Raw genomic sequence first — 24,840 nt, 5'->3', positions numbered from 1 at the left:
AAATATATTTATCTACTTATTGCTTTTCACAAAATATAAATGCATTTCTATCGCAATATTACTCAAATAATACAAATAAAATAATTCAAAATTCGAAATTATATTCTTATCAAATCACATGAGAGCCACCATCTTCCGCTGCTGCGCCGGCGCACGCTCCCGCATGACATGCGGCACATTGTTTTCGCTCAGGAAGTCACCCATGGCGTAATAGGTGGCCTCATAGGCCCGGTTGAACCGGTCAAAGAGGCCCTGATCCCAATAGTCGCTCAGGCGGAACACCTTCTCGCTGAAGACGTCGAAGCTCGGGATCCGGAACGTCTCCGCAAATTCGCGCGTGCGGCTGTCGTAGGTGAAATAAAGCGCCGGAACGCCATTTGCCAAAGCCATCAGGTTGCCATGGAGGCGATAGCCGAGCACCAGGTCACAGGCTTTGACGCAGGCATCATAGTCCGCAACAACGTCGGAATAGAACATGGAGTTGCGGTAGAGGCACTCGATGTCGTCGTCCAGATACCACTCGCCAACCCAGGCATTCTCCCGAAGCGAGGAGATCGCCTGGTCCTTTTGCGCAGGCGTTCCAAGTACCAGCTTCTTTTCCTCCAGCTCGCCCTGAGCCATCAGAACGGTATCGAAGCGGGCCGCAACCGACTTGATCAGGTCGCGATGGAACGTGAGATACTGCCGGATATCTCTGGCGTATGCCGGCGACACTTCGCGCCGCACGGTCAGGCCGACTTTCCGGATACGGTCGATCTCGGGCAGCGTGATCCTCAGACGGGGGTCGTTGTGGCGAAATGCCGTCGGGCAACCGATGATCCGCGTGTTGGAAATTCCGATGTCTTCCAGCACCTCGGCGGTGTAGGCACCGCGAACGCCGACAGATGTCGTCGAACCTGCAATCAGGCGCAGGACATTCTTCGTGGCATCCGACAGCACAAGCTTGCCGTCCACCGGCGCCTGGGCACCAATTCCGAAAGCCAGAACCGGAAGCCCGAGCCGGCGCAGCACCTGCTCCGCCATTTCCCAGTCCATCTCGCCGTGAATGTAGTTGGACCCGCGCAATACGACATAGTCGAATTCATCCCGCAACCGGTCGACTTCCGCCGGGTTGAATTCACGGATCGTCAGGGTTTCGAGCCTGTCGTACATCAGCAGTTTCAGCGAGGAATCGAAAACGAAGGCATCGCCGATATTGTGATAGTGGTTCAGGTTGCGCTGAATGTCCTGATGGCTGTACCAGCGGACATTGTTGTGATCGTAGACTTCGCCGGACGGTATCATCACCAGAACGCGTGTCATTCCATATTCCTTTGTCTTCTCAGGCGCTTTGCTTGAGGGCACCGGGACGAGACGCGAGGCCGCCATCTAGAACCTCGCGATAAAGGGTCACGTGCTCGCCGGCACTTTCGAGATGCGTTTTGGGTGGCCTGATGCCCGTCCGCAGACGCTGCCACAGACCCGGATCGCGCAAGGCCTCCGCCATGCGGTCCGCCAGGTCTTCCGGGCTTGCCGGCCGGGCATGCAGACCGTCGACCTTGTCGCGAACCTTTTCGGCCATGCCACCGATGCCGCTGCAGATAACCGGTCGCCCATGGAAGAACGCTTCCTGGATGATCACAGGTGAGTTCTCCCACCATACGGACGGCATCATCACCCAGTCCGTTTGCCGGATCAGCGACGGCATATCCTTGTTCTGGTAGCTGCCGGCGAAACGCACGCGCGATCCGGCCGCTTCCAGAAGCTCTGAAATTCGACTGCGAAACGCTTCGGGCTGACGTTCCAGATTGCCGCCATGAATGGTCAGCGTGGCATCTTCCCCCCAGATGCTTTCGGGAACTCGCTGGACTGCATCCAGAAGTACATCCACCCCCTTGTAGGGCGTCATCTGGCCGAAGAACGCGAAACGGTTCCGCCGTCCACCGGCTGCCACGGAACGCTGCGCCGCCTGTTCGCTCACGTTCAGGCCGTTTTCGATAACGGTCATCTTGTCCGCCGGCAGCCCCCAGGCGACATAGCGGTCCGCCAGGAAACGGCTGGGCGAGATGTAGCCATCGGCAAGCCCGAGCATGGACTTGATGAACTGCCGCCGGCGCAGGAAACTGGCTGGCGAAATCTCCGGAAAGCAACCGTTGCAGGCAATCGGCGTGGCTGCCTCGCAGAGTTTGTGGCCACCTGCTTTGACCATTTGCCCATGATGATGGCAGATGGACAGGAACTCGTGGAAAGTCACCAGAATGGTGGCGTCCGGCAAGGCGTCGCGCACCGTGTAGAGTGTCTCTAGCCCGAAGCCGATGAAATGATGGAAATGCACCACGTCCGGACGCAGGGTGCGCACAAACCGCCGCAGGTCCCTGTGCAGGTCTCCGGTGTTGCGGTTGGACACCAGGAACGGGTCGTAGTCGTCGGCGTGAAAAAGCAGCTCGTCATCGGCGTCATCGACCCCCATCAGCGCGGACTGGCCGTGCCGCGGATAGCCGTCACCAACCCGCGCCAGGAAGAACGATTGTGTTCCCGGCAGGGCCTTCAGGCCCTGGTGCAGATTGTAGGAAGCCACTTCCGCTCCGCCGAGTGACAGTGTCGGATGGCCGTGAGAAATGACGAGCACGCGCAGAGCCGCGGCCTTGGAAGGTGTTCTTTCCTCGTGAGCAGCCGTCATCGGATATCCTCTGCCAGGTCAGCAAGAAACGGAGACCAGGTTCGCTCGAAACTGCGGCGATCGAGTTCGGAAACCAGTTTTTTCCAGGACCGCTCTCCCGGGCGACCGTCCTCGGCGTGGATCATCTCCACCTGAGGCACCCAGAGCGAACCGATGCCCGACAGTTTCAGCCGCAGGGCGGCATCGAGCCCTTTCTCGTCCGTGCCAAGATATTTCCTTGAAAAGCCTCCCGCTTCCGCGAGGGCCGATCTCGGCAGCACACAGCAATCGAACGGTGCCGCGGCAACAGGGCTGACATCCGCGCCATGAAGTGTCCGGCGCGGGTAACCGAGATAATGTTGCTTCAACAGATAGCGGCCGTCTTCCGGCTCGATCCAGGCACCACCCCATCTGATGGTTTCGTCTTCATAGAGCAGCGTGGGCGCTGCAATACAGGTAGCATCCTGTGCCTGAAACGCCGCAAGCAGCGGCTCCAGCCAGCCCGGACCGCGCGGCAACACGCCGGAAGACAGACAAACAACCGTCTCCGCCGGTGAGGCCTCGACGCCCGCCTGAAGCGCATCGAGCGCGTCCTCGACGTGGTCCGCCAGCACCAGGCGGACGGCGAGACCGTAGAAACCGGCAAGTTGCCTGAAGTCTTCAACCTGCTCCAGCGCATCATCCTGCGAGGCAACCAAGACCACCGGCGCGCTCCGCAGCAGCGGATTAAGCGCACACAGCGACAGCAGGACACGTGATTTCTCGAAATTTCCGTCGAGACCGATCACAAGGGCAAAAGCGGCGTTTTCATCCACTATCCCGAAGTCGATCGCCTCGACGATGACTGGTTCAGGCGCATCATTGGCCTGCAAAACCGGCAGAAGATGGCGCTCCAAAAAATCAGGACGGAATGCCGTTGCCGGATCCAGCCCGGAAAGAAGTCGCCTTAGCGCGGAACGCGGCGAAGCCCTGCCAAGCGCCAGCGGAGCAAAGGCGGACCCGCCATCCTTCAGCACGATCTCCAGATACGTACCCTCGGTGCCGGACATTTCCTCGGCAGGTACATGAACAAGGAACCCGTGCCGTTGCAGTGCATCCGGCCCGTTCAGAAAGGGTGACAATGTTTCGAAAGCGCTTGTCACGTCGGGCCGCAGCTGCGTCGTCCAGCGCGTGTCGAGGCGACAACTCATGCAGCCCGAACGCAGGAAGACCGACTCGACACGGTCTTCCGGATTAAGCAGCCAGCCCGACAACAGGACGCCGGCCCGATCCAGTGAAGCGCTGAAATCGATACCGACACGAACCGGGACGTCGAGCTCGCTAACCGTTTCCCGGCCATCGAACCGCCGGCCCGCCAGCTCCAGCCGGGCCCTGCCGTCACCCGCGGGGGAGAGCTTCGGCAGAAGGGCCCGTATGTGGGAGGGAAGAGCCCGGGCCGGCGGCATCGTCCTGTGTTCATGAACTTCGACCACGCTCCATCCGGCGCGGCCACGGAAGAAAACCTTGCGAAGTTGCGCGGTATCAAGACCGCCCTCGACCTCGAGCAAACCGGCAAAACCATGTGCCTTGCCACCAGTGTCCTTGCGCTCGAAAAGACTTCCGGCCAGCTGACCGAGTTTCAATGCGCCGTCGAAAACAAACACCCGGTTGGTTCCCACCGGCATGCCCTTGGCCCACCCCTGGAGGTAGATATCTCCGGCGTCGAAGACACCCAGCACCTCGATGAAACCGTCGCGTCCCGCGACAGCATCGACAAGTCTGGCGGCCGTCTGCATTGCCTGAGGTGTGGTTCCCGCGCCAAGCAATGCCTGAACCAGGCCGTCAACGATGTCCGGCACCGATTGAGGTGACAGCTCACCGACACTGTTGAGGAAGCTCTTGAGATCTTCTGCCTGGTGCCTGACGCCATAGGGGTAGGCATGCCCCTGGCTGCGGATCGTCACCCGCTCAGGCAGGATGGCAGAACCTGGCACCGGAGACAGGATAGCGATGAACGGACGTTTTTTGCCCGAAAGGCCGTTTCCGGCTGGCAGCACCGTCACCGTGCAGGGTACGACCATCTTCGGGTCTTCGTTGAGGATAGCCGGCACCCCGCCGGCAAAGGCTTCCCCCACCCCGGCGATCAACAGCGTTTCGCGGTCGAGGTTGACGTAAAGAACCGAATGACCGTCGAGTGGAACCTGCGCCCCTGCGCTCCCCTGCGCCTTCAGCGCAGGCGCCTGCCGCTCCGCTCTCGCGGGCAGCTTCTTCACGCCTTCCAGGGTGACGACAGGCTCCATCGTTGCTTATCTCCAGAGACCGCCTGCGGCGGCAAACAGCATGCCCCCGACAAACCCGAGAAGGATCGCCAGCAGCAGGATATGAACCTTGAGGTTGTTGCGGCTCTTTTCTCCAAGGACCTTCAACCGGTCATCGAACCCCTTCAGCGTCGTATCGAAACGCAGCAGGAAGACTTCCAGTTCCTTGACCTTCTGGGAGAGGTCGCCCTGGCCGTTTTTCAGAAGGGACATGGCTTCGCCAAGTTCGCCCTCGTTCGATGCCAACGCATCGATCCGCTGCACCGTCTCGCGCAAGACCGCCGTTGCATCACGCTGGCCAACAGCGCTTTGGCGCTGCGCCACGATCAGCCGGTCGACTTTCTCCATCACCACTGCCAGAGGCATGGCGACGGCAGCTTCCGCGGCGCGTTCTTCTGCGCTCGGGCGCGGCAGCTTCAGTTGCGCTTCCCCCTTGGGGGTTTCCGCCACAACAGTCAGACCGCCTGGTGCTGCGGCAACGGCCTGGGGCAACTCGATGTCGAACGCATAATGGCCGTCGCCGATGCCGTTGCGCTTCAAGTCGATGCGCTGGGTTTCGGCAACCTTGCTGAGAACTCGCTCACCGTCGTGGAAGACGTGGATGGTCATGCGGTCGCTCGGGCTCGACGCATCCCAGGCCCAGCCGAGCAGACGACCGTTTTCGAATGCATCGACACGCCCCTGCAGCCGTGCGGAAATGGCTTGTTCCCTGGTCTCCGCAACAGCTTGCGGCGGCTTGGCGTCCGATCCGGGTTTTACCTGTTCAAGAGGGGTTACACTCATTCCGTTTTCCTCAGGCAGCAGGTTCACGCGCCGCGGTTTGCCGGTCGGCAAACAGGCGCAGATATTGTTCGGCAACAGCGCTGACGGACAGTGGCTTGCGGATGTTGGCTGCAAGTTTCCGGTACTGCGCGGCATCTCCGGCAGCTGTCGCCATCGCGATTGCCAGGCCGACCGGATCGTTTTTGCGCACATGCAGGCCATCGACGCCGTCCCTGACGGCCTCGGCCATGCCGCCGACACCGCTGGTGATCACCGGCCGTCCGTGCTGCTGTGCTTCTGCAATGACCAGCGGCGCGTTTTCCCACCACAGCGAAGGCACCACGACCCAGTCCACGGGTTCCATGAGACCGGCGACATCATCAGGTTTGTAAGCCCCCAGGCGCTGCACTCTGGGCGCGGTTTCCTCGAACAGCTTTTCGATGCGTTTGACGAATTCCTGGTTCTGGAAGGGAGCACCGCCATGGACCCGCAGCTCGAATTCCATGTCCTTTTCCACCAACAGCCTTGCCGCCTGCAGCAGAACCTCGACACCCTTCCAGGGGGTCAGGTTTCCGAAATAGCCGAACACGGTTTTGGGCGTGTCGTCAGCCGACCGGCTCTTGGCCGGTGCCGCGTCCGGCCTGCCATTTCGAATGATCCTGATTTTCTCCGGCGGCAGGCCCCAGCGCACATAGACGTCACGCAGAAACGCGCTTGGAGATACGAACTCGTCGACGGCCTCCAGATGCGTCTTGATGAACCGCTCGCGCAGACGCATGTCGTTCGGCTTTGCTTCGGGCAGGCACTTGCACAGCCCTCCCGACCCAAGCGCGGCACAGGCTTCGTCCGGGCTTTTCATCAGAACGCCGTCGTTGGCGCAAATCGCGTAATAGTCGTGCAGCGTCATAACGATGCGCACGTCGGGCAGCACCCGGCGGATAAGAACCGGCAGTTCGACACCGAACAACAGCAGATGGTGGATATGGACCACATCCGGCCGGAAGCTTTCCAGCAGTGTCCGCATGTCCGGTACAAAGGCTTGCAGATCGATCTGGCTCATGTTGAACCGGTCGAAATGACCAGCCCACATCAGCAACTCGTCACCGCTGTCGCTGATCGCCTGAAAGCTGGTACCGGGATGCGGCTCGCGGTGCAGGTGGTTGGTCGCCCCCACAAACAGCGACTGGTGCCCGGCCTTGCGATAGGCCCTTGCCAGGTCAAGCGCGACCGTCTCCGTCCCGCCGGGGTGAAGATCCGGATGATTATGCGCGAAGACAAGGATCCGCATCAGGACACCCCCCGCGACGTTTTCACGGCAACGAAAAAGTCCTGGTAATGCGGAGCCCCGTTGCCGCCGCGCCAGTGCCCGAACCGCTTCAGGGCGATTTCGAATCCTGCCGTCTCCAACGCCCTGTCGAGGAAACCATCATCGAAGGCAACCGCTGCGAGCGGCGCTTGCGGGTTGCCGTACCAGGCAGGCCCTTCGCCGTCGCGTCGGAACACGACACGCGGGATCAAGCCTTCCCCGCGGTCCGGCGCAATCACGAAAGCCGACAGAAACAACCTGCCTCCCAGCTCCATGAGGCGCGAGATTTCGCGAAAATAGGGCAGGATCTCTTCCGACGGCAGATGGGTGACCACCGATGTCATGATGGCGAAATCGAACGAACCGTTGGCGAACGGCAGGGCAATCTCCGTGCCGCGGATATAGCCGTCGGGATTGTAGAGAGCGTTGGCGATATCCAGATGCATGAACCGGAAATTGGGATAGACCGACCCGATGTTGCGCGTGCACCATTGAATGCCCGCCGATGCCGGATCGATACCCACATACCGGGCGGTGTCCGGATCCAGATACTGGGTCAGGGGCACTGCCATCCGGCCAATGCCGCAACCGACATCAAGCACCCGCTCATGCGCGCGCAAGCCCCCAAGGTCGATAAAGTGACCCAGAAACTCCGTGCCGATGGCAAGATAGTCACCATCTCCGACGAAGTTGTCCTCGCTCGGGGGAACCGGCAGGAACCTGTTACGGCCGATGTAACCTTGCAGGTCTGCAATCCGCTCACTGCCGAGTGGGGATGTGACCAGACTGGTGGCATCCTTGATGAGAACCGGCGAATTCATGCACTCAGCCCTTTTTCACGCCGCTCCGCAGCTTCCATCAGGGCAACGATGTCGTCCTGCCAGCGTGACTGGTGGAGCCAGCGATTGTATTGAGAGGCGACACCGCGCGTGTAATCTTCGTTCTTGCGAATGGAAACACGCTCGAAGTGGTAGAGTTCGACGTCGCCCAGATAGTAGATCTTGCGATTCAACTTGCGGAGTTTCAGGCACAGGTCGCTATCTTCGTAGTCACCGACGATGAAGTCCGTCGTGAACCCTCCCACCGTCTCGAAATCGGCTTTCGACAGAACGAGGCAAGCACCGGTTACCCCCGGCACCTCGCGGGAGGTGCTGGCTTCCGGAAACTGACGCGGGAAACCCTTGTAGTAGTGATGGTTGAACCATCGGCCCTTGTCGTCCTGGATAAACTTCAACCCGGCATGCTGAATGGCGTTGTCTGCATAGAGCAGCTTGCCGCCTACAGCCGCGACTTGCTCGTCCATCATCAGGCTGGCACACAGCTGTTCGAGCCAGCCGGCCTCGACCGGCACGACATCGGAATTGATCATCGCCAGATAGCGACCGCGCGCCGCTTCCGCACCTGCATTGCAGGCAAGTGCATAGCCGCCGTTGCGTTCCATCACGACGAGTCGAACGGGAAGGCCATAAAGAAGATGGAACCCGGCGAGCAGGTCCTCCACATGGGTTACCTGCTCGGGAGAGTCGAGCACGAAAATCACCTCGGCGTTCTCCGCCAGCCAGCTGTCGGCGGAAAACGCTGCAAGCTGCGCCTTGATGAACTCGAACACCTTGTAAAGCGGGATCACGATCGACACGGTCGGATCGGCAAGCGGTTTGCCGAACAGAACTTCGAACGGTTCACCGACTGATTGCCGGAAACGCGACTGGATATCGGACAAGACATTCGACAGACAGGTCGCCAGAACCTCGTCGCTCGCATGGCGCGGTGTCACGACGGAAAGCGCCTTCGCCCTCGTGTCGGGGATGTCACCCGGCTGCGGTGGCGGCACCAGCAGTTCCCGCTCACCCGATGCCAAACGGACTTCGAACCGGGGCTGCAGATTGTGTTGAAGCGCCCTGCCGACCGGCGCAAACGCGACAAAGCGCTTTATCGCATAACCGCCTTGGGTTTCCGGCAGAACGCCATCGAACGTGTGTAGTTCAAGCGCAACCGGACCGGCGTCACCGGCAAGAATATCGAGCCCCTGATAGACACGGCCGGGATCGCGCAGCCAGCCACCGACCAGGACACCGGCTTCGCAGGCGACAGCGGTTTCCACTGCACAGAAGGAGCCGGTTTCTGACAGCAAGCCATGCCGGCGCGCCGGCAAGGGATCGCTCACCTGCAGGTCCCGTATGGCCGCACGCGCCTCATCGGATTTGGCGCCGACGTCCGACACCAGGTAGTCCCGCACTTCCGGCAGCTTGCGCGAATTGGTGGCCCACCATGCACCGACAGTGCGCTTCACGTTGTCGGTAGCCAGTTTCCGGATCGCCAGACCCCAGCTTCCGGACAGCACCAGAAAGCCGTTGGCAGGCGGCTGCGGCATGTCGACGGCACCGAGGAACAATCTGCTCTTGCCGCCATTGTACGGCGTGTTGCACGTTCCGCTATCCAGCCGCAGAACACCCGTATCACCGATCACGACCGCTGTTTTGATGTCGGTGCTGTCGCTGTTGATGAGAGTTTCCAGCAACCGGACGGAACCGATGCTCGCGACAGCATCCACAACCGGCGGCGCATCGTTGACGGAGCGCAGCAGCTCTCTTGCAAAATTGACGAAACTGCGGGAGCGCCCCAGCCGGAACATGCCGGACCAGGCGCTCAGGAAAGTCGTGACGAAAACGGCGCAGGCGGCCTGACTGAGGTCGTTGGTAATGGCAAAGGCATCGGCGGCAGGACCAGGCTTCGCGGCGTCGACAGAAAGCGTCGCCTCTGACCCGACCGCGCCGGCGCTCAACTTCAGACTGAGCCTGGTTTTTTCCTTCAGCGAAACAGCCCATACGACACGCGACCGGCCATCAAGCCGGTTCAACCGGACACTCGCAATGGAGCCGAAGGACTGACCGCCCTGCTCCACAAGCCGGGGCGCAGCATTTACCTGATGCGCCGGATCCCAGACAAGAAGAAGAACCTCCGGCGTAAGTTGGAAGTAATGCGGGGACTCAAAGTCCGCCTCGGCGTATTTGCCCAGGGTCTCGAGCATCTTTGTCCATCACTGTTCTAAGGCCTGAGTTGCGGACGGCCACAGGCCAAAGGCCGGTACCCGGGCACACGGACGACCGCGTGCCCGGGTGCGGGATCATCAGGAAACGACGATGTAGCCGTCAGGATTGTCCTGAAGATCGTCGGCATCGACGTTGTTGAGCGTGACGGTATCGCCGTTGCCGAGATCGATGACCGTGTTGTTGCCGACCTGGGTCGCCCGTGCGGCGACATCGGCAGCAGAGGAAACGCCGGTATCGTTGATGTTGCTAGAGATCTGCACCAGATCGCCGACCTGGAAATCCATGACGATGTCGTTGCCGCCACCGCCGGAGAACACGAAGACATCGTGGTCGCCACCACCGAACATCAGATCGTTGCCGGCGCCGCCGTCAATGATGTCGGTTCCTTCGCCACCGAAAATGATGTCGCCGCCGGCACCACCTTCGATGTAGTCGGAGCCCGCTCCGCCGAAGATGGTATCGCTGCCTTCACCACCAAGAATGACGTCTTCGCCACCTTGCCCGAAAATCTTGTCGGAACCCTCTCCGCCGACGATCAGATCTCCACCTCGGCCGCCGAAGAGGAAGTCGTCCCCTTCATTGCCGAGCAGAACATCCGATGAGCCCAATCCGAATATGAAATCCTGAGCATTTGTACCTTGCAGGAAATCCTGAAAAGCACTGCCTTCAATCGTGGCCATGTAGCTAACTCCTGAAGTTCGCCTCGTTACATTTGACGCCCCGCGAACCGCGGCACACCGCACTGCACAAACCCCGTATTTTTGCAGCGCGAGAAGTACAATACACAATTACTAATCTCTTCAAAGGGACGAATAGTGAAAAAAATAAGGCAATATTTTGAATGAGATAAACTAATTCTACTTTTCATTTAATAGTAGTTCGAAAATACAATTCCTTTACGTTTATTTTATTTCGAAATTCAAAATAAAATCAATGAAACCACATGATCCCCCATAGATTGAAATCCAATTTCTGCGATTTTTCAGATGCTTGAAACCGCCCGCACTTCATGCAGAAACAGCACTCAACCGCCTCGCCGGAAAAATGAACGACATGGTAGTTTTGCAACGCACTAATCGCGTTAAAGGTGCAATTTTCGCACTGCACCAGGAAAATGCCTCTACGCTCGGAATGGACCGGGGCTTCGAAAAAGCAACGGGCGGTCAATGCCGCCCGTCGTTAAAAAATTTGTTGGAGCACAAAAAAAATGCGCGTCAGTCTTCCCGGAAAGCTCGATCAAGGCTTTGCGTGATCGGCTCGAGCAGGTAGTCCATTGCCTTGCGAGCACGCCGGATAATCAGGACTTCCGCCGGCATTCCCGGGTAAAGCGTCAAGGCGGGCTTGCCGTCCAGCTCTTCGGAAAGAACCTGTGCGCGCACGACATAAAAGGCCGCCTGCGTCTGGGGATCGACGGTCTGGTCGGCAGCGACATAGGTCACCTCCCCTCCCAGCGGGCTGGTGTTCTGCCGGTCATAGGCAGTCAGTCGGATACGCGCCTCCGAGCCGACACGAACGGTATCGATGTCGTTCAGGTTCATCCGAACCTCGACAAGCATCTTCTCGTCTCGCGGAACGATATCCATGATCGCCTTGCCAGGCTCGACCACCCCTCCCGGTGTCCGCATCTCGATGCTGGAGACAATACCGGCCTGAGGGGAATGGACCACCAGCCGGTCGAGGACATCCTGCGACGAGATGATCTGTTCGTTGGTGAGGTTCAGCTCAAGCTGAGCCTCGAGGATCTTTCCGGCAATGTCGCTTTGCCATTCCTGTTCGGCCTGCAACAGGGCAACTTCCGCACCCTGGCGCGCCTTTTCCGCACGCGCCTTCTGGGCCTCCAGCTCACCGCCGTCGCCAATCATCTCGCTCAGTTCCAGCTGAACTTCGCTAAGCATGGCTTTTGACGTGAAACCTTTCTTCTCCAGGCCGCTGAGGGCGTCGACACGCTCCTCAAGCAGCTTTCGCCGGTGCCCGGTGGCTTCGATCTGGGCCTGATTGGCCTCGATCTGCGCCACATACTGCTCCATCTCCTTCTGCTGAAAGGCGATCTTGCCCTCGTAGACCTGACGGCGTTTTTCGAACACACCCTGTTCAGCCGCCACCACTTCGGCGATCAGGGGCTCGCTGCTGTTCTTGAGCTCTTCCGGAAATACGATTTCTTCCGACAGGTCCCGCTCGGCCCTGAGACGGGCCAGTCTCGCCAGCAAACTGGTCCGTTTGCCATGGAGCTGCGCCAGCTCGGCACGTGCGCGTGTGTCGTCCAGCTCCACCAACGGCTGGCCGGCATCCACGAAATCCCCTTCCTGCACGAGCAACCGGCGCAGGATCCCGCCTTCCAGATGACTGATGGTCTTGCGCTTGCTGTCGACAATCACCTTGCCGGTGGCAACCGCCGCACTATCGAGATCGGCGGTAAATCCCCAAAGCAGAAATCCGCCAAAGCCGATCGAAACGGCCAGAGCTGCCGCCAGAAGTGGTTTGCGCAAGCTTGGCGGGCGCGCATCGTCCGCCTTGAGGGCGGCCATCCAATAAGCCTGGCCTGTTCCGGTCGCCGCCTCGGACGAAGGTGTGGCAACCGGCGGCTTTGCCTGCTCGGAACGCTCGCTCATGCCACTTCTCCACTCGTCGGCAGGGCACGGGGTGCGGCAGGTGCCGGCAGTCGCCTGGAAATACTGCTGACGACATCCGTTCGGTCACCGAACTGGCCGATCCGGCCATCTTCCAGCACCAGGATCTTGTCGGCCGCCTCCATGATCGCCGGTCTGTGCGCGATGACGATGACGATGGCGTTGTCTTCCTTTGCCTGCGAAATAGCACGCAACAGGGCAACTTCCCCTTCCGTATCCAGATTGGCATTGGGTTCGTCGAGCACGAGCAGGCGCGGCCGTCCAAACAGCGCACGCGCAAGGGCGACACGCTGCTTTTGCCCGCCTGACAGGGTGTAACGGTTGTCACCCACGGGCGTGTCGTAGCCGAGTGGCATCCGGCCGATCATCTCGTGAACGCCGGCGGCACGTGCCGCATCGATCACCATCTGAGGATCGGCATCATACATGCGCGAGATGTTGTCCCGAACAGTTCCATCCAGAAGAGACACCGACTGCGGCAGATACCCGACCATCGCGCCAAAGGACGCCCGCTCCCAGAGATAGGCGTTGTGTCCATCAAGAAAGACGCCGCCCGTCGTGGGCTGAAGAACACCTACAAGCAGACGGGCCAGGGTCGACTTTCCGGCTGCCGACGGGCCGACAATGCCAAGAACGTCACCAGGTTCGAGCGTGAACGAAATGCCCTTGATAACAGGCACCGGTGCGTTGGGCGGCGCGTAGACCAGCTTGTCGATCTTGAGCGATCCCTGGCTGGGCGGGGTCGGCACGGTCTGGCGAAGCGAGGAGTGGTTCTCCAGAACCTCGCGCACCCGGCCCCAGGCGGTTGAAGCGAACACCCACTGGCGCCAGTTTTCCGTGAGATTGTCGAAAGGGGTCAGCAGGCGCCCCATCAGGATACTTGCGGCGATCATCGTGCCGGCAGTCACCTCTCCCTTGATCACAAGATCCGCGCCAAGCGCCAGGACCGCGATCTGCATGCCAAACCGGAGGCTTCGCGTCAGCGCGTGGATTGCCTTGCCGCGCCGGCTTCCCATTGCCATCAGTTCAGTGGCATGGAGCTGCCCCTTGCGCCAACGGCGCGTCAGGGCAGGCATCAACCCCATTGCCTCGATCGTTTCTGCGTGGCGAAGCGTGGAGGCGATCGTCGCGACATTCTGCAAGTTGGCGGTGTTCGCTTCCTTCAACAGCGAGCGTGTCGTCATGTCGGACAGGAGGTTGAGCCCGATCAGCGTAATCGCTGAAACAACAGCCAGCAGCCCGTAAAGCGGATGCAGGGCAAACAGCACAATCAGGAACAGCGGCACCCACATGGCTTCCAGCGGTGCGCTGATGGCGTTGCTGGTTATGAAGGTGCGAAGATCGTTCAGGTCCCGCAGCACTTCGGAGGCCATACCGCCCCCCTTCTCCAGCGAGGATTTCACCCCCGCCTCGATTGCCGTCAGGTTGAGACGCCGAACCAGTTCGCTCCCCATCACCTGGAAAATCTGGCTGCGGATAAATTCCAGAATCGCAAAAAGCATCAGCCCGCCACAGGCGATGATCAGCAACATTGTCAGGGTATCGAGGCTCTGACTGTTCAGAACCCGGTCATGAACCTGCAGCATGAACAGCGGAACGATCATCTGCAGCAGCGTGATGAACCCACTCAGAAGCGCCGCTGCGGCGAGACCGGTTGCAAAGGTGACTCGAGCCTCTCTTATGAGACGGAACGGATCGATTGCGTCCGGTGTTGTCTTTTCAACCATTCAAGATTCTCCGAAGCCTCAACCGATAGGTGTGTTCGCACGTGCGAAAAAAAGAGCGATTGCCCAGAAAACGACACATCTTTTCCATAGGAATGACGAAAGCATATAGACTAACTTGGGGTATCTAGTGCCTTTAATTATGGCAATCGATTGGCAAAGAGAAGAAATGCAAAAACAAAACTAATAAATGCATCAATGTGCATAGACAGGGAGCAGAATAGCGATGAAATTATTTCGAATTTAGTTCGAATGTAGGTGGGAGTTTGGGGCAAATGCACAAAGTCTTAGAAGACGCAACAAGGGACATGAATGGGCACGTTTCGCGGACTGAACCTATGGTTGAAGAATCCATCAATCATTCATCATACGGGGAAAGGGAAAGGATCGCGGCTCCGGCGTCGCAAGCGAACCATTTCGAACTCGTAAGAGTCATCGAACGAATGTACCGGCGCTACCTTGACCGCCTCCGTGTCGATCTGATCCGAATAGGCGCGGACGACATCTCTCCCGCCCATGCCATGTTGCTTTTCACCATCGGTGACGACGACCTGTCCGTGCGGGATCTGATGGACCGCGGCCACTATCTCGGATCGAATGCGTCCTACAGCCTCAAGCAACTTGTCCAGTCCGGCTACGTCGACCGAACGGCTTCGGCACGGGACCGGCGCTCAGCCCGTATCCGCTTGACCGACAAGGGAAAGATGCTTTGCAGAGCCGTGAAGGCAGCCGACGAGGTCAATCAGGACCAGATCGTGCGATCCGAGCAGGACCTGAAGGCTCTTGAGGAAACATTCGCACTGCTGCGCAAGCTTGAAGTCCTGTGGGCAACGGACCTTCAACAATCCCCCTTGCGTCTGGACGGCACCCGTTTCTGATCGAAGGTTTGGCACATGCATATCGTGTTCGTGCACCGGCATGGGCCCGGGCAGTTCGTTCATCTTGCCCGACGTCTGATCGCCGATGGCTGGACTGCCACGCTCATATGCGAATCCCTGGACCGGCCGGTGCCGGGCCTGCGTGTGCTGCGCTATGCCGGTGACACCCGGCAGGCGGGCAACGCAGGTGGACGGCCTTCCGTGCCCTACATCGAGGCAGGCCGCAAGGTTGCCGATATCCTGCACAAGCTGGACCTGAACGGCCACAAGCCCGACATTGTTATGGGACATATCGGTTGGGGCGGCATGATGTTCGTCAAGGATGCCCTGCCGGATGTACCTGCCATCGGTTTCTGCGAATATTACTTCCAGCCGCAAGGCGGAGACGTCGGGTTTGCACCTTCCGACGAGATGTCGCTGCAGCAGCGCCAGACCATGAGGCTCCGTAACGCCATCCAGCTGTCCACTCTGGATCAGCTCGATGCCGGCATCAGCCCGACGGCCTGGCAGAAGAGCCGCTATCCCGAAGAATACCGATCAAAGATCCTCGTGCAGCATGAAGGCATCGACACGACCCGGGCTCGCCCCGACGCGATGGCCGGATTTCGCCTGCCGGACGGTAGGCACCTGACCGCGGGCGATCCGGTGGTCACCTTCGCGGCACGTGACCTGGAACCCTACCGCGGCTTTCCGCAATTCATGCAGGCGGCAGCACTGGTCGCCCGCGAAAATCCGGAAGCCAGGTTCGTTGTTGCCGGTGGCGACGGCGTCAGCTACGGACGCGCACCGTCTCGTGGCGACACATGGCGCAACCGGCTTCTTCAGGAAACCGGCCTTCCACCCGATCGGATCCACTTTCTGGGCCAGATCCCGCACAAGGATCTCCTGAGCCTGTTTCAGGTCTCTGCAGCCCATGTCTATCTGACCTACCCGTTCGTCCTGTCCTGGTCATTTCTCGAAGCCATGGCCTGCGAGGCACCTGTCATCGCGTCCAAAACCGCTCCGGTTCAGGAAGTCGTTCGTGACGGGGTCAACGGCAGGCTCGTCGAATTCTGGGATACGAAGGCAATCGCTGCCGAAGTTTGTTCGGCGTTGCAGTCTCCGGCAGAACGGCAGGCCATGCGCCGGGCAGCGCGCCGGACCGTTGTAGCCAGATACGAATTGTCAGCCTGCGTCCTGCGCCTGCAGGCGCTCTTGAGCAAGCTGCCGAACCGTTCGGCGCAACGGCAGCCCCGCCTTGGACCAGTCGCCGGAAGGCGCAACGTGGTGACGGAGTGGAACCGGGTATGAAGGGAATTGTTCTTGCCGGCGGCGCCGGGTCTCGCCTGTTTCCCATGACGCTGGCAAGCTCGAAGCAGCTTCTGCCCGTCTACGACAAACCGATGATCTACTACCCGCTGACCACGCTGATGCTTGCCGGCATTCGAGACATTCTGATCATCTGCACACCGCGGGACCTGAGCGCGTTCCAGCGCGTCCTCGGCAAGGGAAACCGCTGGGGTCTGAACCTGTCCTACGCTGTCCAGAAGCACCCTGCTGGCATCGCCCAGGCATTCCTGATCGCGGAAGACTTTCTGGGCGGGGAACCGTCGGCCCTCATTCTGGGTGACAACATTTTCCACGGCACCGGCCTGTCGGAAAAAATGCTTGCGGCCCGGAGAAACGAGACCGGCGCAACCATATTCGCCTATCAGGTTCATGATCCCGAACGATATGGCGTTGTCGGCTTCGACAGCGCTGGCAAGGCTGCCTCAATCGTTGAAAAACCGGTTGCCCCGCAATCGGACTGGGCGGTGACCGGCCTCTATTTCTACGATGCCAGGGTTGTCGACATCGCCCGGACCCTAACCCCATCCGCACGCGGCGAACTTGAAATCACCGACATCAACAGGGCCTATCTGGAAAGCGGTGACCTCAGCGTCCAGATGCTGGGCCGGGGCTATGCCTGGCTGGATGCGGGAACGCCGGAATCGCTCCTGGAAGCAGCCTGCTTCATCCAGACACTGGAATCCCGCCAACGCCTGAAGATTGCCTGTCCTGAAGAGGTCGCATTCTACCAGGGCTGGATCTCAAGAGGTGATCTCGAAGCCCTGGCGAGCGAGATTTCAGGCACGACTTACGGCCGTTACCTGAACTGGATCGCCAGGGAAGCGGCAAAAGCGCAATATGAACCGGCAAGCGCCCAGGCCTCGTGAGAAGCGTCAGAAGCGCGCCGTGATCGAGGCCTGCAGATTGAGGTCCCCGGCTTCCGTTTCTCCTGCGTCCTGCAGGGCAACGCCCGCGATCAGGTTTGCCGTCAGATTGTCTCCAAGAGAATAGTCGAAGCCGGCGCCGACACCGGACAGTGTCGCATTGTCGTCTGTGGCGTGATCGATCCCGAAGCCGATATCGGCAAACAGGTAGGCAGACAGACTGTCGTTTGTCAGCGATTGCGGCCAGCTTTCAGGCAGGTTGCCGGCAAGCGGCGAGAAGGACGGCAGACGCAATTCGTTCCGCCAGATGACACCGCTGTCCACGCTGGCATCATCGTAGTTATAGCCACGCACAGCATACCGCCCACCAAGCGAGATCCGCTCCGTATCCGGCAGCACCTGCCCGGCGAGCGTGCCCGAGAGGGCGCTTACCCAGAAGAACCTGTTCGGAAGAGACGTTGTCCGGCTGATGTCTGCCGCAAGATACGCATAGTCGACCGACTGGACACGCCCGTTGGTAAAGGTCTGCCAGGTGGTTGCCGCATTTCCCTGAAGAACACCTCCCGGATTGGCCTTCACCCTGACATCCACTGCCGTGCGGCCAAGACGGTCATCGAACGAATTGCTCCAGCCAAGCACCATCTGGAACAGGTCCGCGGCACCGTCGGCAACCGCGACGCCATTGAAGAAGGTTGTCCGCTCCAGACGTTTCAGCTCGACGCCCGTGTAGATATCCCCCCAATAGCGCCCCGGCAGGAGATTAGAGACGGCAGACCTGTAGATGATCGGCAATTCGTAGGTGGTGTTTTCAAAGTCGAAAAAGCGATTCGGCGTCTCGCGTGAGGCAACCAATGCCGGTGCGATTTCAAGACTTTGCCGGGCCCACGTCGGAATGGTGAGCCTGCCTGCGTGGGACACATAGGAGGGGTAGTCGCCTTCACGCGGAATGACAATTCCCGGATCGCTCCAGAGGTCGTCGCTGGCCGTCATCTGGTAGGAAAGCCAGGGGCCGCCCGGAAAGGGAAGACGCGCATTGCCACCCAGAAAATACCGGTCGCGTCCTGTGTCCTGCGATCCGGAATTGGACCACCCCGCAAACACCTGCCAGGGCCTGCCGTCATCGATCGTGACTTCGAGGTCGCTGAGCGCAGCATCCTCGCCCGGGCGAAAGACCCCACCCGCCCGCCTGTAGGGGGAGCGGTTCAACCAGCCGAGATCCTCTTCCAGTGCGCGCGCATCAATGCGCCCACCGGGGTTGATCCGCAGCCTTGCGCGGATCTCCTCGGCGTCGCGCTCGTCGAGCCCCTGAACCGTCACGTTGCCCGACTTGAACTCGATCACCCTAACCTGCAGCACCCCGCTGGTTATTTCCTGCGGTGGCAGGGTAACGGATACGAACGGATAGCCGGCATCCTTGTAAACGCGGGCTATGGCAGCCTGGATTTCCCCCGCAAGGGCGAGGGAAAGCGGCTTGCCGAGATACTCCGACAGTACGGCATCCAGTGCGGCCTGATCGAAAGCAGCCGCCGGACCACCGATGCCCTTTGGAGCCCGGCCTGCCACATCGTCGGACTGGCCGATCAGATAAACGCCGGCCAGGTCAACGCCGAGTGGTGACCTGTCGGTGGCACCGAAGTCCTGGGGGGCGACGTCCAGCGAGACCGGCTCTCCGGGTTCGGCAGCAGGCAGGTTTCTCTCAAGAGCCTGCTGGGCGAATGAACCTTCGGAAACGAGCGCAAGACCGGCCACCAGGGCCGCAGTTATCGTATGTCTTGTCATGACGGACTACTCTGCCGCCGCACTGAGCCAGCGACCGAACGAGCGGTTGCAGGGGTGAACGGCACCTTCGCCGCCGACGACGCCCGGCTCGCAGGCAGAGGGGTTGTCTTCAAGTGCCTCGTCGGCATCCGGGTTCTGCAACCGGTTGCGCTCCAGTACCTGCTGGCGAGGATCGGTGGAGGACTGTCCGCTGCCGGAAGAACCAGACGTTTCGGAAGGACTTGTGATCGTCAACGTGCCATCGACGCTGACAATGTCGTAGCCGAACTGATGCGAATAGAAGCTGTTCCCAATGGCATAACTTCCGGCCGCGGTTGCCGTGACGGCGGCACCGCCATCGAAACTTCCGAGGAGGCTCGCTCCGGCAGACGACAAGGCATAGGTGAACCCGCCGGAGTAGACCGTTCCGTCATATACTTTGGACTTGTCGTCACCCGTTACCGTAATTGCGGTCAGGAAACCTCGCAGGAGCGGAGTTGTCTGCCCCTCGTAGATGCGCCAGGTGTTCGCCGTGCCGCCCTGGTCGTCAATTCCAAAACCGGCTGAAACGAACGTGTCGAGCTGCTGCATGGCACTGCTGGTCACACCGGAAACATTGGTGACCGAACCGCCAAGCTGATTGCCGACTGCATTGTTCAGCCCGGTAGTCTGTGTATCCCAGACACTGTTGGTGAGCGTGATCGTACCTGCGTCCATTGTGCCGACCAGGCCGCCGCCGTTCACGCTTGCGGAGACGGCACCGGTTGCGTAGGAACGGGTAACGGACGACCCGTCAAGCATCCGCCCGACAAGGCCGCCGATCTCATTGCTGCCAGACACGTCCCCGGTGGCGTAGCTGTCGGAAATGCTGCTGACCGTCAGGCCAACGAGCCCGCCGGCCATGCTGCCGGTGTGGATCACGTCGCCAGTCGCAAAGGACCGTGTGATAGGCGCTCCGAGGGAGTGGGCAACCAGCCCACCGAGACGCGTCGCGATGCTGTCGGAACTTTGCACCGTTCCGGTCGCATAAGAGAGATCTACCGAGCCCGAATCAATGGAGCCGATGAGACCGCCTGCGCCATATGGTGTGGTGGTACCACCCGTGTTGTCGGCAAGGAGCGTGACAGTTCCGCTGGCATGAGATCTGGAAACGTCGACATTTGACACCCGGCCCATCAGTCCACCGATGTCATAACGGCCGCTGACGTTGCCGGAAGCGGACGAACGGGTAACCTGTGATGCATCAGAAGTCTGACTGTTGCCGATAAGGCCACCTGCAGCATAGGCCGTGGTGCTGACATCAGCCGAAGAATGTGTGTCGGTAACGGAATACTCCGACGCCATAACACCGGCGACGCCGCCGACATTACCTGCGCCTGTCACCGTGCCGCCAACCGAAACATCCGATACCGAGACCTTGCCACCAACGGCGTTGCCGATCAGCCCGCCAACACCGATCCCTCCCGCGATGTTGACGTTCGTCAGCTTGAGATCATGAATGGAGATATCCTGACCATCGGCTCTAACGACGCCAAACAACCCGATCGTGTTGAAGTTACCTGTCGAGGTCAGGCCGTCGATCGTATGGCCGCCACCGTCGAAATTGCCGCGAAGGCTTGTCGATGCAAAGCCGGAACCACCGTTCCATGCCGCTGTTCCCGAAGCGTCGATATCCCGGGTCAGCACATAGTTTACCGGTGTGGTTCCGGAACCCGACTGTATGCCCTGAAGACTGTAGACATCGAAGATCTGGTACGGGTTGGCCTGCGATCCATCACCACCAAGCGCACGCACAAAATGACCGCCCTGGATATCGAAATCCCGGGCATAAAAGTCCGGCAAACTGCTGCCGACCTGCAGCCAGGCGGTATCGGACTGGAAATCGTCGACATGGATATCACCCGTCGCCGTTGAAGTGACATTCGTTGCGCTGCTCGTCTGGTCCACACGCAGCTTGCCGTTCGCCGCGGTGACGGAGCCGTTGATCTTGATGGAGGCGTTGCTGGCGTCGGCGTAGAGAGAAAGCTGGTTGCTGTTAGACCACGCGACATCGCCGTTCACTGTCAGGTCACCGTCATGGGCCCACAGGATGGTGTTGCTGTCGCCGACCGAAAATGTACCATTCGTTGCAACAGTCAGGTTGCCACCGGCGTAAAGATTGTTGTCGAGATTGAAGTTGGACGTCGCATTCAAATTGAAGTCGAGACTGTTGCCATTCTGGTCGGTTCGCACAACCGCCGACGTGTTGAACAGGAAGTCGAGATCGGTGTCGCTGAACGCGCCGATGGTCGTGTCCAGAGCGGTGACCACGTCCGTCGTGGCCGCTGCACCGGTATTGACGTTGAAAGCATTGCCCCAGATATCGGCTCCGGAGACGCCGGTCGACGTTACTGTATCGGCGAAAGTCGCCGCTTTGGTGCTTTCACCGTCCAGATAGGCCAGTGCCCCTGCGGAATTAAGCGATCCGGCCGTAGTCAGGATGTAATAGTACCCGTTTGCCCCGCTCACAGCGCTGCCGACAAGATTGCCGCCGGAAAGTGCGCTGACATTTGCTCCGGTTTGGGCCGTCGTGCCCGCGTCACTGTAGACGATACCTGAGACCGCCTCGGGTGTGGCGGCATACTCCCACTTGAAATAAGGAAAAAGTCCGCTGCCAGTGCCCCAGATGCTGCTGTCCAGCGTAAAGCTGCCCAGCGTCAGGGATCCCTGCATCTGAGAAGTCGTCAGGCCGCTCGTGTTGGTCACGGTAGCGGTATAGGGAGCCGAGTAACCGATCACCTCGGTTTGTCCGGTCGTTTCAGTATCCCAGGCCGAGTCGGTTATCGAAACGCTTGAGTCGGAGACTTCAGCGACCAATGCGGCTGCATACCCTTCAGCCTCTACAAGACCCGTAACAAAGGAGTTCTGAATAACCGTGTTCCTGTCGGCCGTACCGATGAGCCCTCCAGCCGCGGCACCGTTTGTGCCGAGCACCTGGCCCGCAAAAGACGAGTTCGAGATCGTCAGATCTTCTGCGTACCCAACCAGTCCACCAGCCTCCCGAAAGCTCCCTGACGAGGTGACTGTCGCCGTCGAATAGGAATTTTCGATCCTGTTGTCGTTGTCGTCTGTGGTGCCGACAAGACCACCGACCTGCCCTCCGGTTATCGATCCTGTCGAGCTGGAATTCGAGATTGTCAGCCCTTCACCCATGATCGCGACGAGGCCGCCGGTGGCGCTGCCCCCATCCGTCGTCGTGACGGAAACATCCGCATGAACATTGGTCATGGTCGACTGGTCGATGTTGCCGAAATACCTGGCCACGACGCCTGCGCCCCAGGAATTCGTCTGAACGGTTCCACTGACAGTCACATTCGACATGTTGTGACCGTGATAGTTTCCACCACCTGTGTCGCCGACCAGAATTGCCGTCTGGTTGTCGCCGGTAACAGACGCGTTCGTGAGTGTAAGGTCCTTTATCTCAAGGTCACGTCCGGAAGTGAAATAGTTGTCTTGCCAATAGCTTATGAGTGCGACATTACCTTCGGAAGGCCGGTTGATATAGAGGCCGTCTATCGTATGTCCCTTGCCATCCAGGCTTCCGGAAAAGGAAACAGGGTCAAAGCCAGCACCGTTATTCCAAGATGATGTCGTCGACGCGTCGATATCGTTCGCAAGCTCATAGTAAAGGCTGATATCGCCGGACCCGCCACCACGCCTGTCATGGGTCGTTATCCCTTGCAGGCCATAAACGTCAAATAGCGCATAAGGGTTGGAAAAAGTGCCATCGCCACCCTGCGCCCGGATGAAAGTCCCGAAGCCAACACTCAGTGCGTTCGTGGCAAAGTCTGGCAGGCCCGCGCCGACCTGATCCCAGACACCCCTGGTGAGAGTGAAATTGTCGACATCGACCGCGCCGGCCGCTCCCGTCGAGATTGTGCCGACGGCAGCCGTGCCGCTGTTACCGTAAGCCAGCAGGGTCAGCCCACCGTTCTGGCCGTCGATGGCCGCATTGATCGCGATGTCGTTATAGGCGTTGAGCGTGAGTGTGTTTGTACTCGTCCAGGTGATGCCGGAATTGATGGTGATGTTGCCGTCGCCCGCACTCTGGTTGCCCGGACCGCTTGCCGACGAGTTGGTGGTCTGCAGGCTCACGTTGTTGCTGGCAAGGTTGGAAGAGATCGTTGCCGCCGCCGCCGCATCGACCGTCAGGTCAACCGGGTCGATCAGCCAGAGACCGGTCTGACCGCCTTCAGCCGAGGTGTCGACCGCAATTCCGGAAAAATCGATCGTGTTTCGGGCAGACGTTTCGACAAAGCCGCCTTCACCGCCCACGCCACCCCTGGCGCTCAACGATCCGGAAACACTTGCCGTGTCCTCGGCAAACACCACGATTTCACCACCCTTGACGCCGCTTTCTTCCGCCGAGGCGTCGAGCGTACCGGTGATCGTGATTTCTCCGCCCGTCACCGTGATGGCGCCCCCCTCGGTCGCCGGCTTTGCACCCGGCACCGGAACGTTCTCCGCCAGTCTGCGCGACTTGAGCTTGCCGCTGACCTGGACCTTGCCCGTATTGCCCGCCGTCAGGAATATCCGGCCACCGGAAGTGCTGACACCGGTTGCCTTGACGACACCATCCGTGTTTCCAGCCAGCGCAAAGACATTGCCGCCATTCGCGCGGATTTCAGCGTTGGCCGCCGCGATGGTTCCGGAATTGAGTGCTTCGGTATCGGCTCCGCCAAGCTTGACCGACAACAGGCCGTCTGCATCGGCGACGTCTTTCATGAGGACTTCGTAGCCAGCGGCAAGGGCTGCGGTGCCGTTGGGCGCTTCAAGCGTGCCACGGTTTTCAACGCGGCGCGCAATCAGTGCAATATCACCCTGCGCAGACCGGATAGTGCCCGCATTTACGACTTCGGCACCGCTCGTACCGGAAAAGGTCAGGCCGCCGCCATTCAGAAAATCGCTGTCGGTAACGTCCTGCGTCGAAGCGACAAACGAACCACCTGTCGACACAAGCCCGCCGCTGCCAACGGCAACTCCGGCGGGATTGACGAGAAACACGCTGCCCGTCGCGCTGAGGCTGCCATCGATACGGCTCGGCACATTGCCCGTGACCCGATTGAGCGTGGCACCGGCGCCGTTGTCGAAATGAACCTGATTGCCGGACCCGATGGAAAAGCTGCCCCAGTTCACGATACCGGCATCGCTTGATTGCTTCACATCAACCCGTGAACCACCTTGCGTAATGGTTCCGTTGCCATGCGTGAAACTGCCCCCTTGCGGCAGGGCATCGCCTGAAAAGGCTGCGGTGGGGACAAGGGCTGTCGTCAGCAGCAGAAATGCGGCAAGGGAGGCTGTCCGGTTTGAGCCGGAGGGAATGGCAGGCTCAACCGTTGCGCTTGAAACGCCGGTGTTTTGGGTCCTGGACGCCATTTGTATCATTACTCCCGCTGTTGCGTCGTCTTGTGCCCACGACGGTCAACATTGGTGTAAATACAGATGGCGAGTGATCGAATTCCACCTACCAATACTAATCAATTCTGACAGATTCTGACGAGATTTGCTTCCTTTGGGTGACACCTGCCTGAAATCGAAGCTGCCGCAATCAAGGCCTCGAAACTGTTAC

General features: G+C 59.7%; 15 protein-coding genes. 3 read left to right on the top strand and 12 right to left on the bottom strand.

Annotation, left to right across the window (positions count from 1 at the left end; translation table 11 throughout):
• Nucleotides 1-114 precede the first annotated feature (114 nt).
• The 10 genes from ACYQ6M_RS02955 to ACYQ6M_RS02910 all read right to left on the bottom strand — a co-directional run bounded on the left by ACYQ6M_RS02955 (nucleotide 115) and on the right by ACYQ6M_RS02910 (nucleotide 14,407).
• Nucleotides 115-1,302 carry a polysaccharide pyruvyl transferase family protein gene (locus tag ACYQ6M_RS02955; RefSeq protein ID WP_460072050.1) on the bottom strand — a complete coding sequence of 396 codons (1,188 nt, stop codon included), beginning with the start codon at nucleotides 1,300-1,302 and terminating at the stop codon, nucleotides 115-117.
• Between the two features lie 19 nt (nucleotides 1,303-1,321).
• A complete protein-coding gene (locus tag ACYQ6M_RS02950) occupies nucleotides 1,322-2,659 on the bottom strand; it encodes a glycosyltransferase family 4 protein (RefSeq protein WP_168684939.1) in 1,338 nt (445 codons plus the stop codon).
• The gene (locus ACYQ6M_RS02945; RefSeq protein ID WP_460072048.1) at nucleotides 2,656-4,917 is read right to left on the bottom strand and encodes a hypothetical protein; all 2,262 of its coding nucleotides are present in this window, start codon (nucleotides 4,915-4,917) and stop codon (nucleotides 2,656-2,658) included. Before ACYQ6M_RS02945 ends, ACYQ6M_RS02950 begins: the two co-directional genes overlap by 4 nt.
• 6 nt (nucleotides 4,918-4,923) lie before the next feature.
• Nucleotides 4,924-5,718: a hypothetical protein gene (locus ACYQ6M_RS02940; protein ID WP_075282399.1), complete on the bottom strand. Its 795-nt coding sequence runs from the start codon at nucleotides 5,716-5,718 to the stop codon at nucleotides 4,924-4,926.
• Nucleotides 5,719-5,728: 10 nt separating this feature from the next.
• Complete coding sequence (locus tag ACYQ6M_RS02935; protein WP_460072046.1) at nucleotides 5,729-6,985, bottom strand: glycosyltransferase family 4 protein; 1,257 nt, start codon at nucleotides 6,983-6,985, stop codon at nucleotides 5,729-5,731.
• A complete protein-coding gene (locus tag ACYQ6M_RS02930) occupies nucleotides 6,985-7,824 on the bottom strand; it encodes a class I SAM-dependent methyltransferase (RefSeq protein ID WP_023003326.1) in 840 nt (279 codons plus the stop codon). The genes ACYQ6M_RS02935 and ACYQ6M_RS02930 overlap by 1 nt, the downstream gene beginning before the upstream one ends.
• Nucleotides 7,821-10,031, bottom strand: coding sequence for a glycosyltransferase family 2 protein (locus ACYQ6M_RS02925; RefSeq protein ID WP_460072043.1), 2,211 nt, complete (start codon nucleotides 10,029-10,031; stop codon nucleotides 7,821-7,823). Before ACYQ6M_RS02925 ends, ACYQ6M_RS02930 begins: the two co-directional genes overlap by 4 nt.
• Before the next feature lie 99 nt (nucleotides 10,032-10,130).
• The gene (locus ACYQ6M_RS02920) at nucleotides 10,131-10,733 is read right to left on the bottom strand and encodes a calcium-binding protein (protein ID WP_228871744.1); all 603 of its coding nucleotides are present in this window, start codon (nucleotides 10,731-10,733) and stop codon (nucleotides 10,131-10,133) included.
• Nucleotides 10,734-11,267: 534 nt separating this feature from the next.
• Nucleotides 11,268-12,662 (bottom strand): HlyD family type I secretion periplasmic adaptor subunit, encoded by a 1,395-nt coding sequence (locus ACYQ6M_RS02915; RefSeq protein WP_460072041.1) that lies wholly within the window; start codon nucleotides 12,660-12,662, stop codon nucleotides 11,268-11,270.
• Complete coding sequence (locus ACYQ6M_RS02910) at nucleotides 12,659-14,407, bottom strand: type I secretion system permease/ATPase (RefSeq protein ID WP_023003322.1); 1,749 nt, start codon at nucleotides 14,405-14,407, stop codon at nucleotides 12,659-12,661. The genes ACYQ6M_RS02915 and ACYQ6M_RS02910 overlap by 4 nt, the downstream gene beginning before the upstream one ends.
• A 440-nt stretch (nucleotides 14,408-14,847) precedes the next feature.
• Here ACYQ6M_RS02910 and ACYQ6M_RS02905 point away from each other — a divergent pair, with 440 nt between their 5' ends.
• Genes ACYQ6M_RS02905 through rfbA form a run of 3 tightly spaced genes read left to right on the top strand, consistent with a single transcriptional unit; the run spans nucleotide 14,848 to nucleotide 17,477 of the window.
• Nucleotides 14,848-15,282: a MarR family transcriptional regulator gene (locus ACYQ6M_RS02905; protein ID WP_228148025.1), complete on the top strand. Its 435-nt coding sequence runs from the start codon at nucleotides 14,848-14,850 to the stop codon at nucleotides 15,280-15,282.
• Nucleotides 15,283-15,297: 15 nt separating this feature from the next.
• Nucleotides 15,298-16,572, top strand: coding sequence for a glycosyltransferase (locus ACYQ6M_RS02900; protein WP_460072038.1), 1,275 nt, complete (start codon nucleotides 15,298-15,300; stop codon nucleotides 16,570-16,572).
• Nucleotides 16,569-17,477 carry a glucose-1-phosphate thymidylyltransferase RfbA gene (gene rfbA / locus ACYQ6M_RS02895; RefSeq protein ID WP_460072036.1) on the top strand — a complete coding sequence of 303 codons (909 nt, stop codon included), beginning with the start codon at nucleotides 16,569-16,571 and terminating at the stop codon, nucleotides 17,475-17,477. The genes ACYQ6M_RS02900 and rfbA overlap by 4 nt, the downstream gene beginning before the upstream one ends.
• A 6-nt stretch (nucleotides 17,478-17,483) precedes the next feature.
• On the opposite strand, the gene ACYQ6M_RS02890 is transcribed toward rfbA, so the two are convergent.
• The gene (locus tag ACYQ6M_RS02890) at nucleotides 17,484-19,253 is read right to left on the bottom strand and encodes a ShlB/FhaC/HecB family hemolysin secretion/activation protein (RefSeq protein ID WP_460072034.1); all 1,770 of its coding nucleotides are present in this window, start codon (nucleotides 19,251-19,253) and stop codon (nucleotides 17,484-17,486) included.
• Nucleotides 19,254-19,259: 6 nt separating this feature from the next.
• Nucleotides 19,260-24,647, bottom strand: a complete 5,388-nt coding sequence (locus ACYQ6M_RS02885; RefSeq protein WP_460072032.1) for a two-partner secretion domain-containing protein — start codon at nucleotides 24,645-24,647, stop codon at nucleotides 19,260-19,262.
• Between the last annotated feature and the right edge of the window lie 193 nt (nucleotides 24,648-24,840).

The organism is Roseibium sp. ROS1, assembly GCF_054658215.1.
The sequence above is the reverse complement of the archived record's forward strand: the minus strand, read 5'-3'. Positions and strand labels throughout refer to the sequence as shown.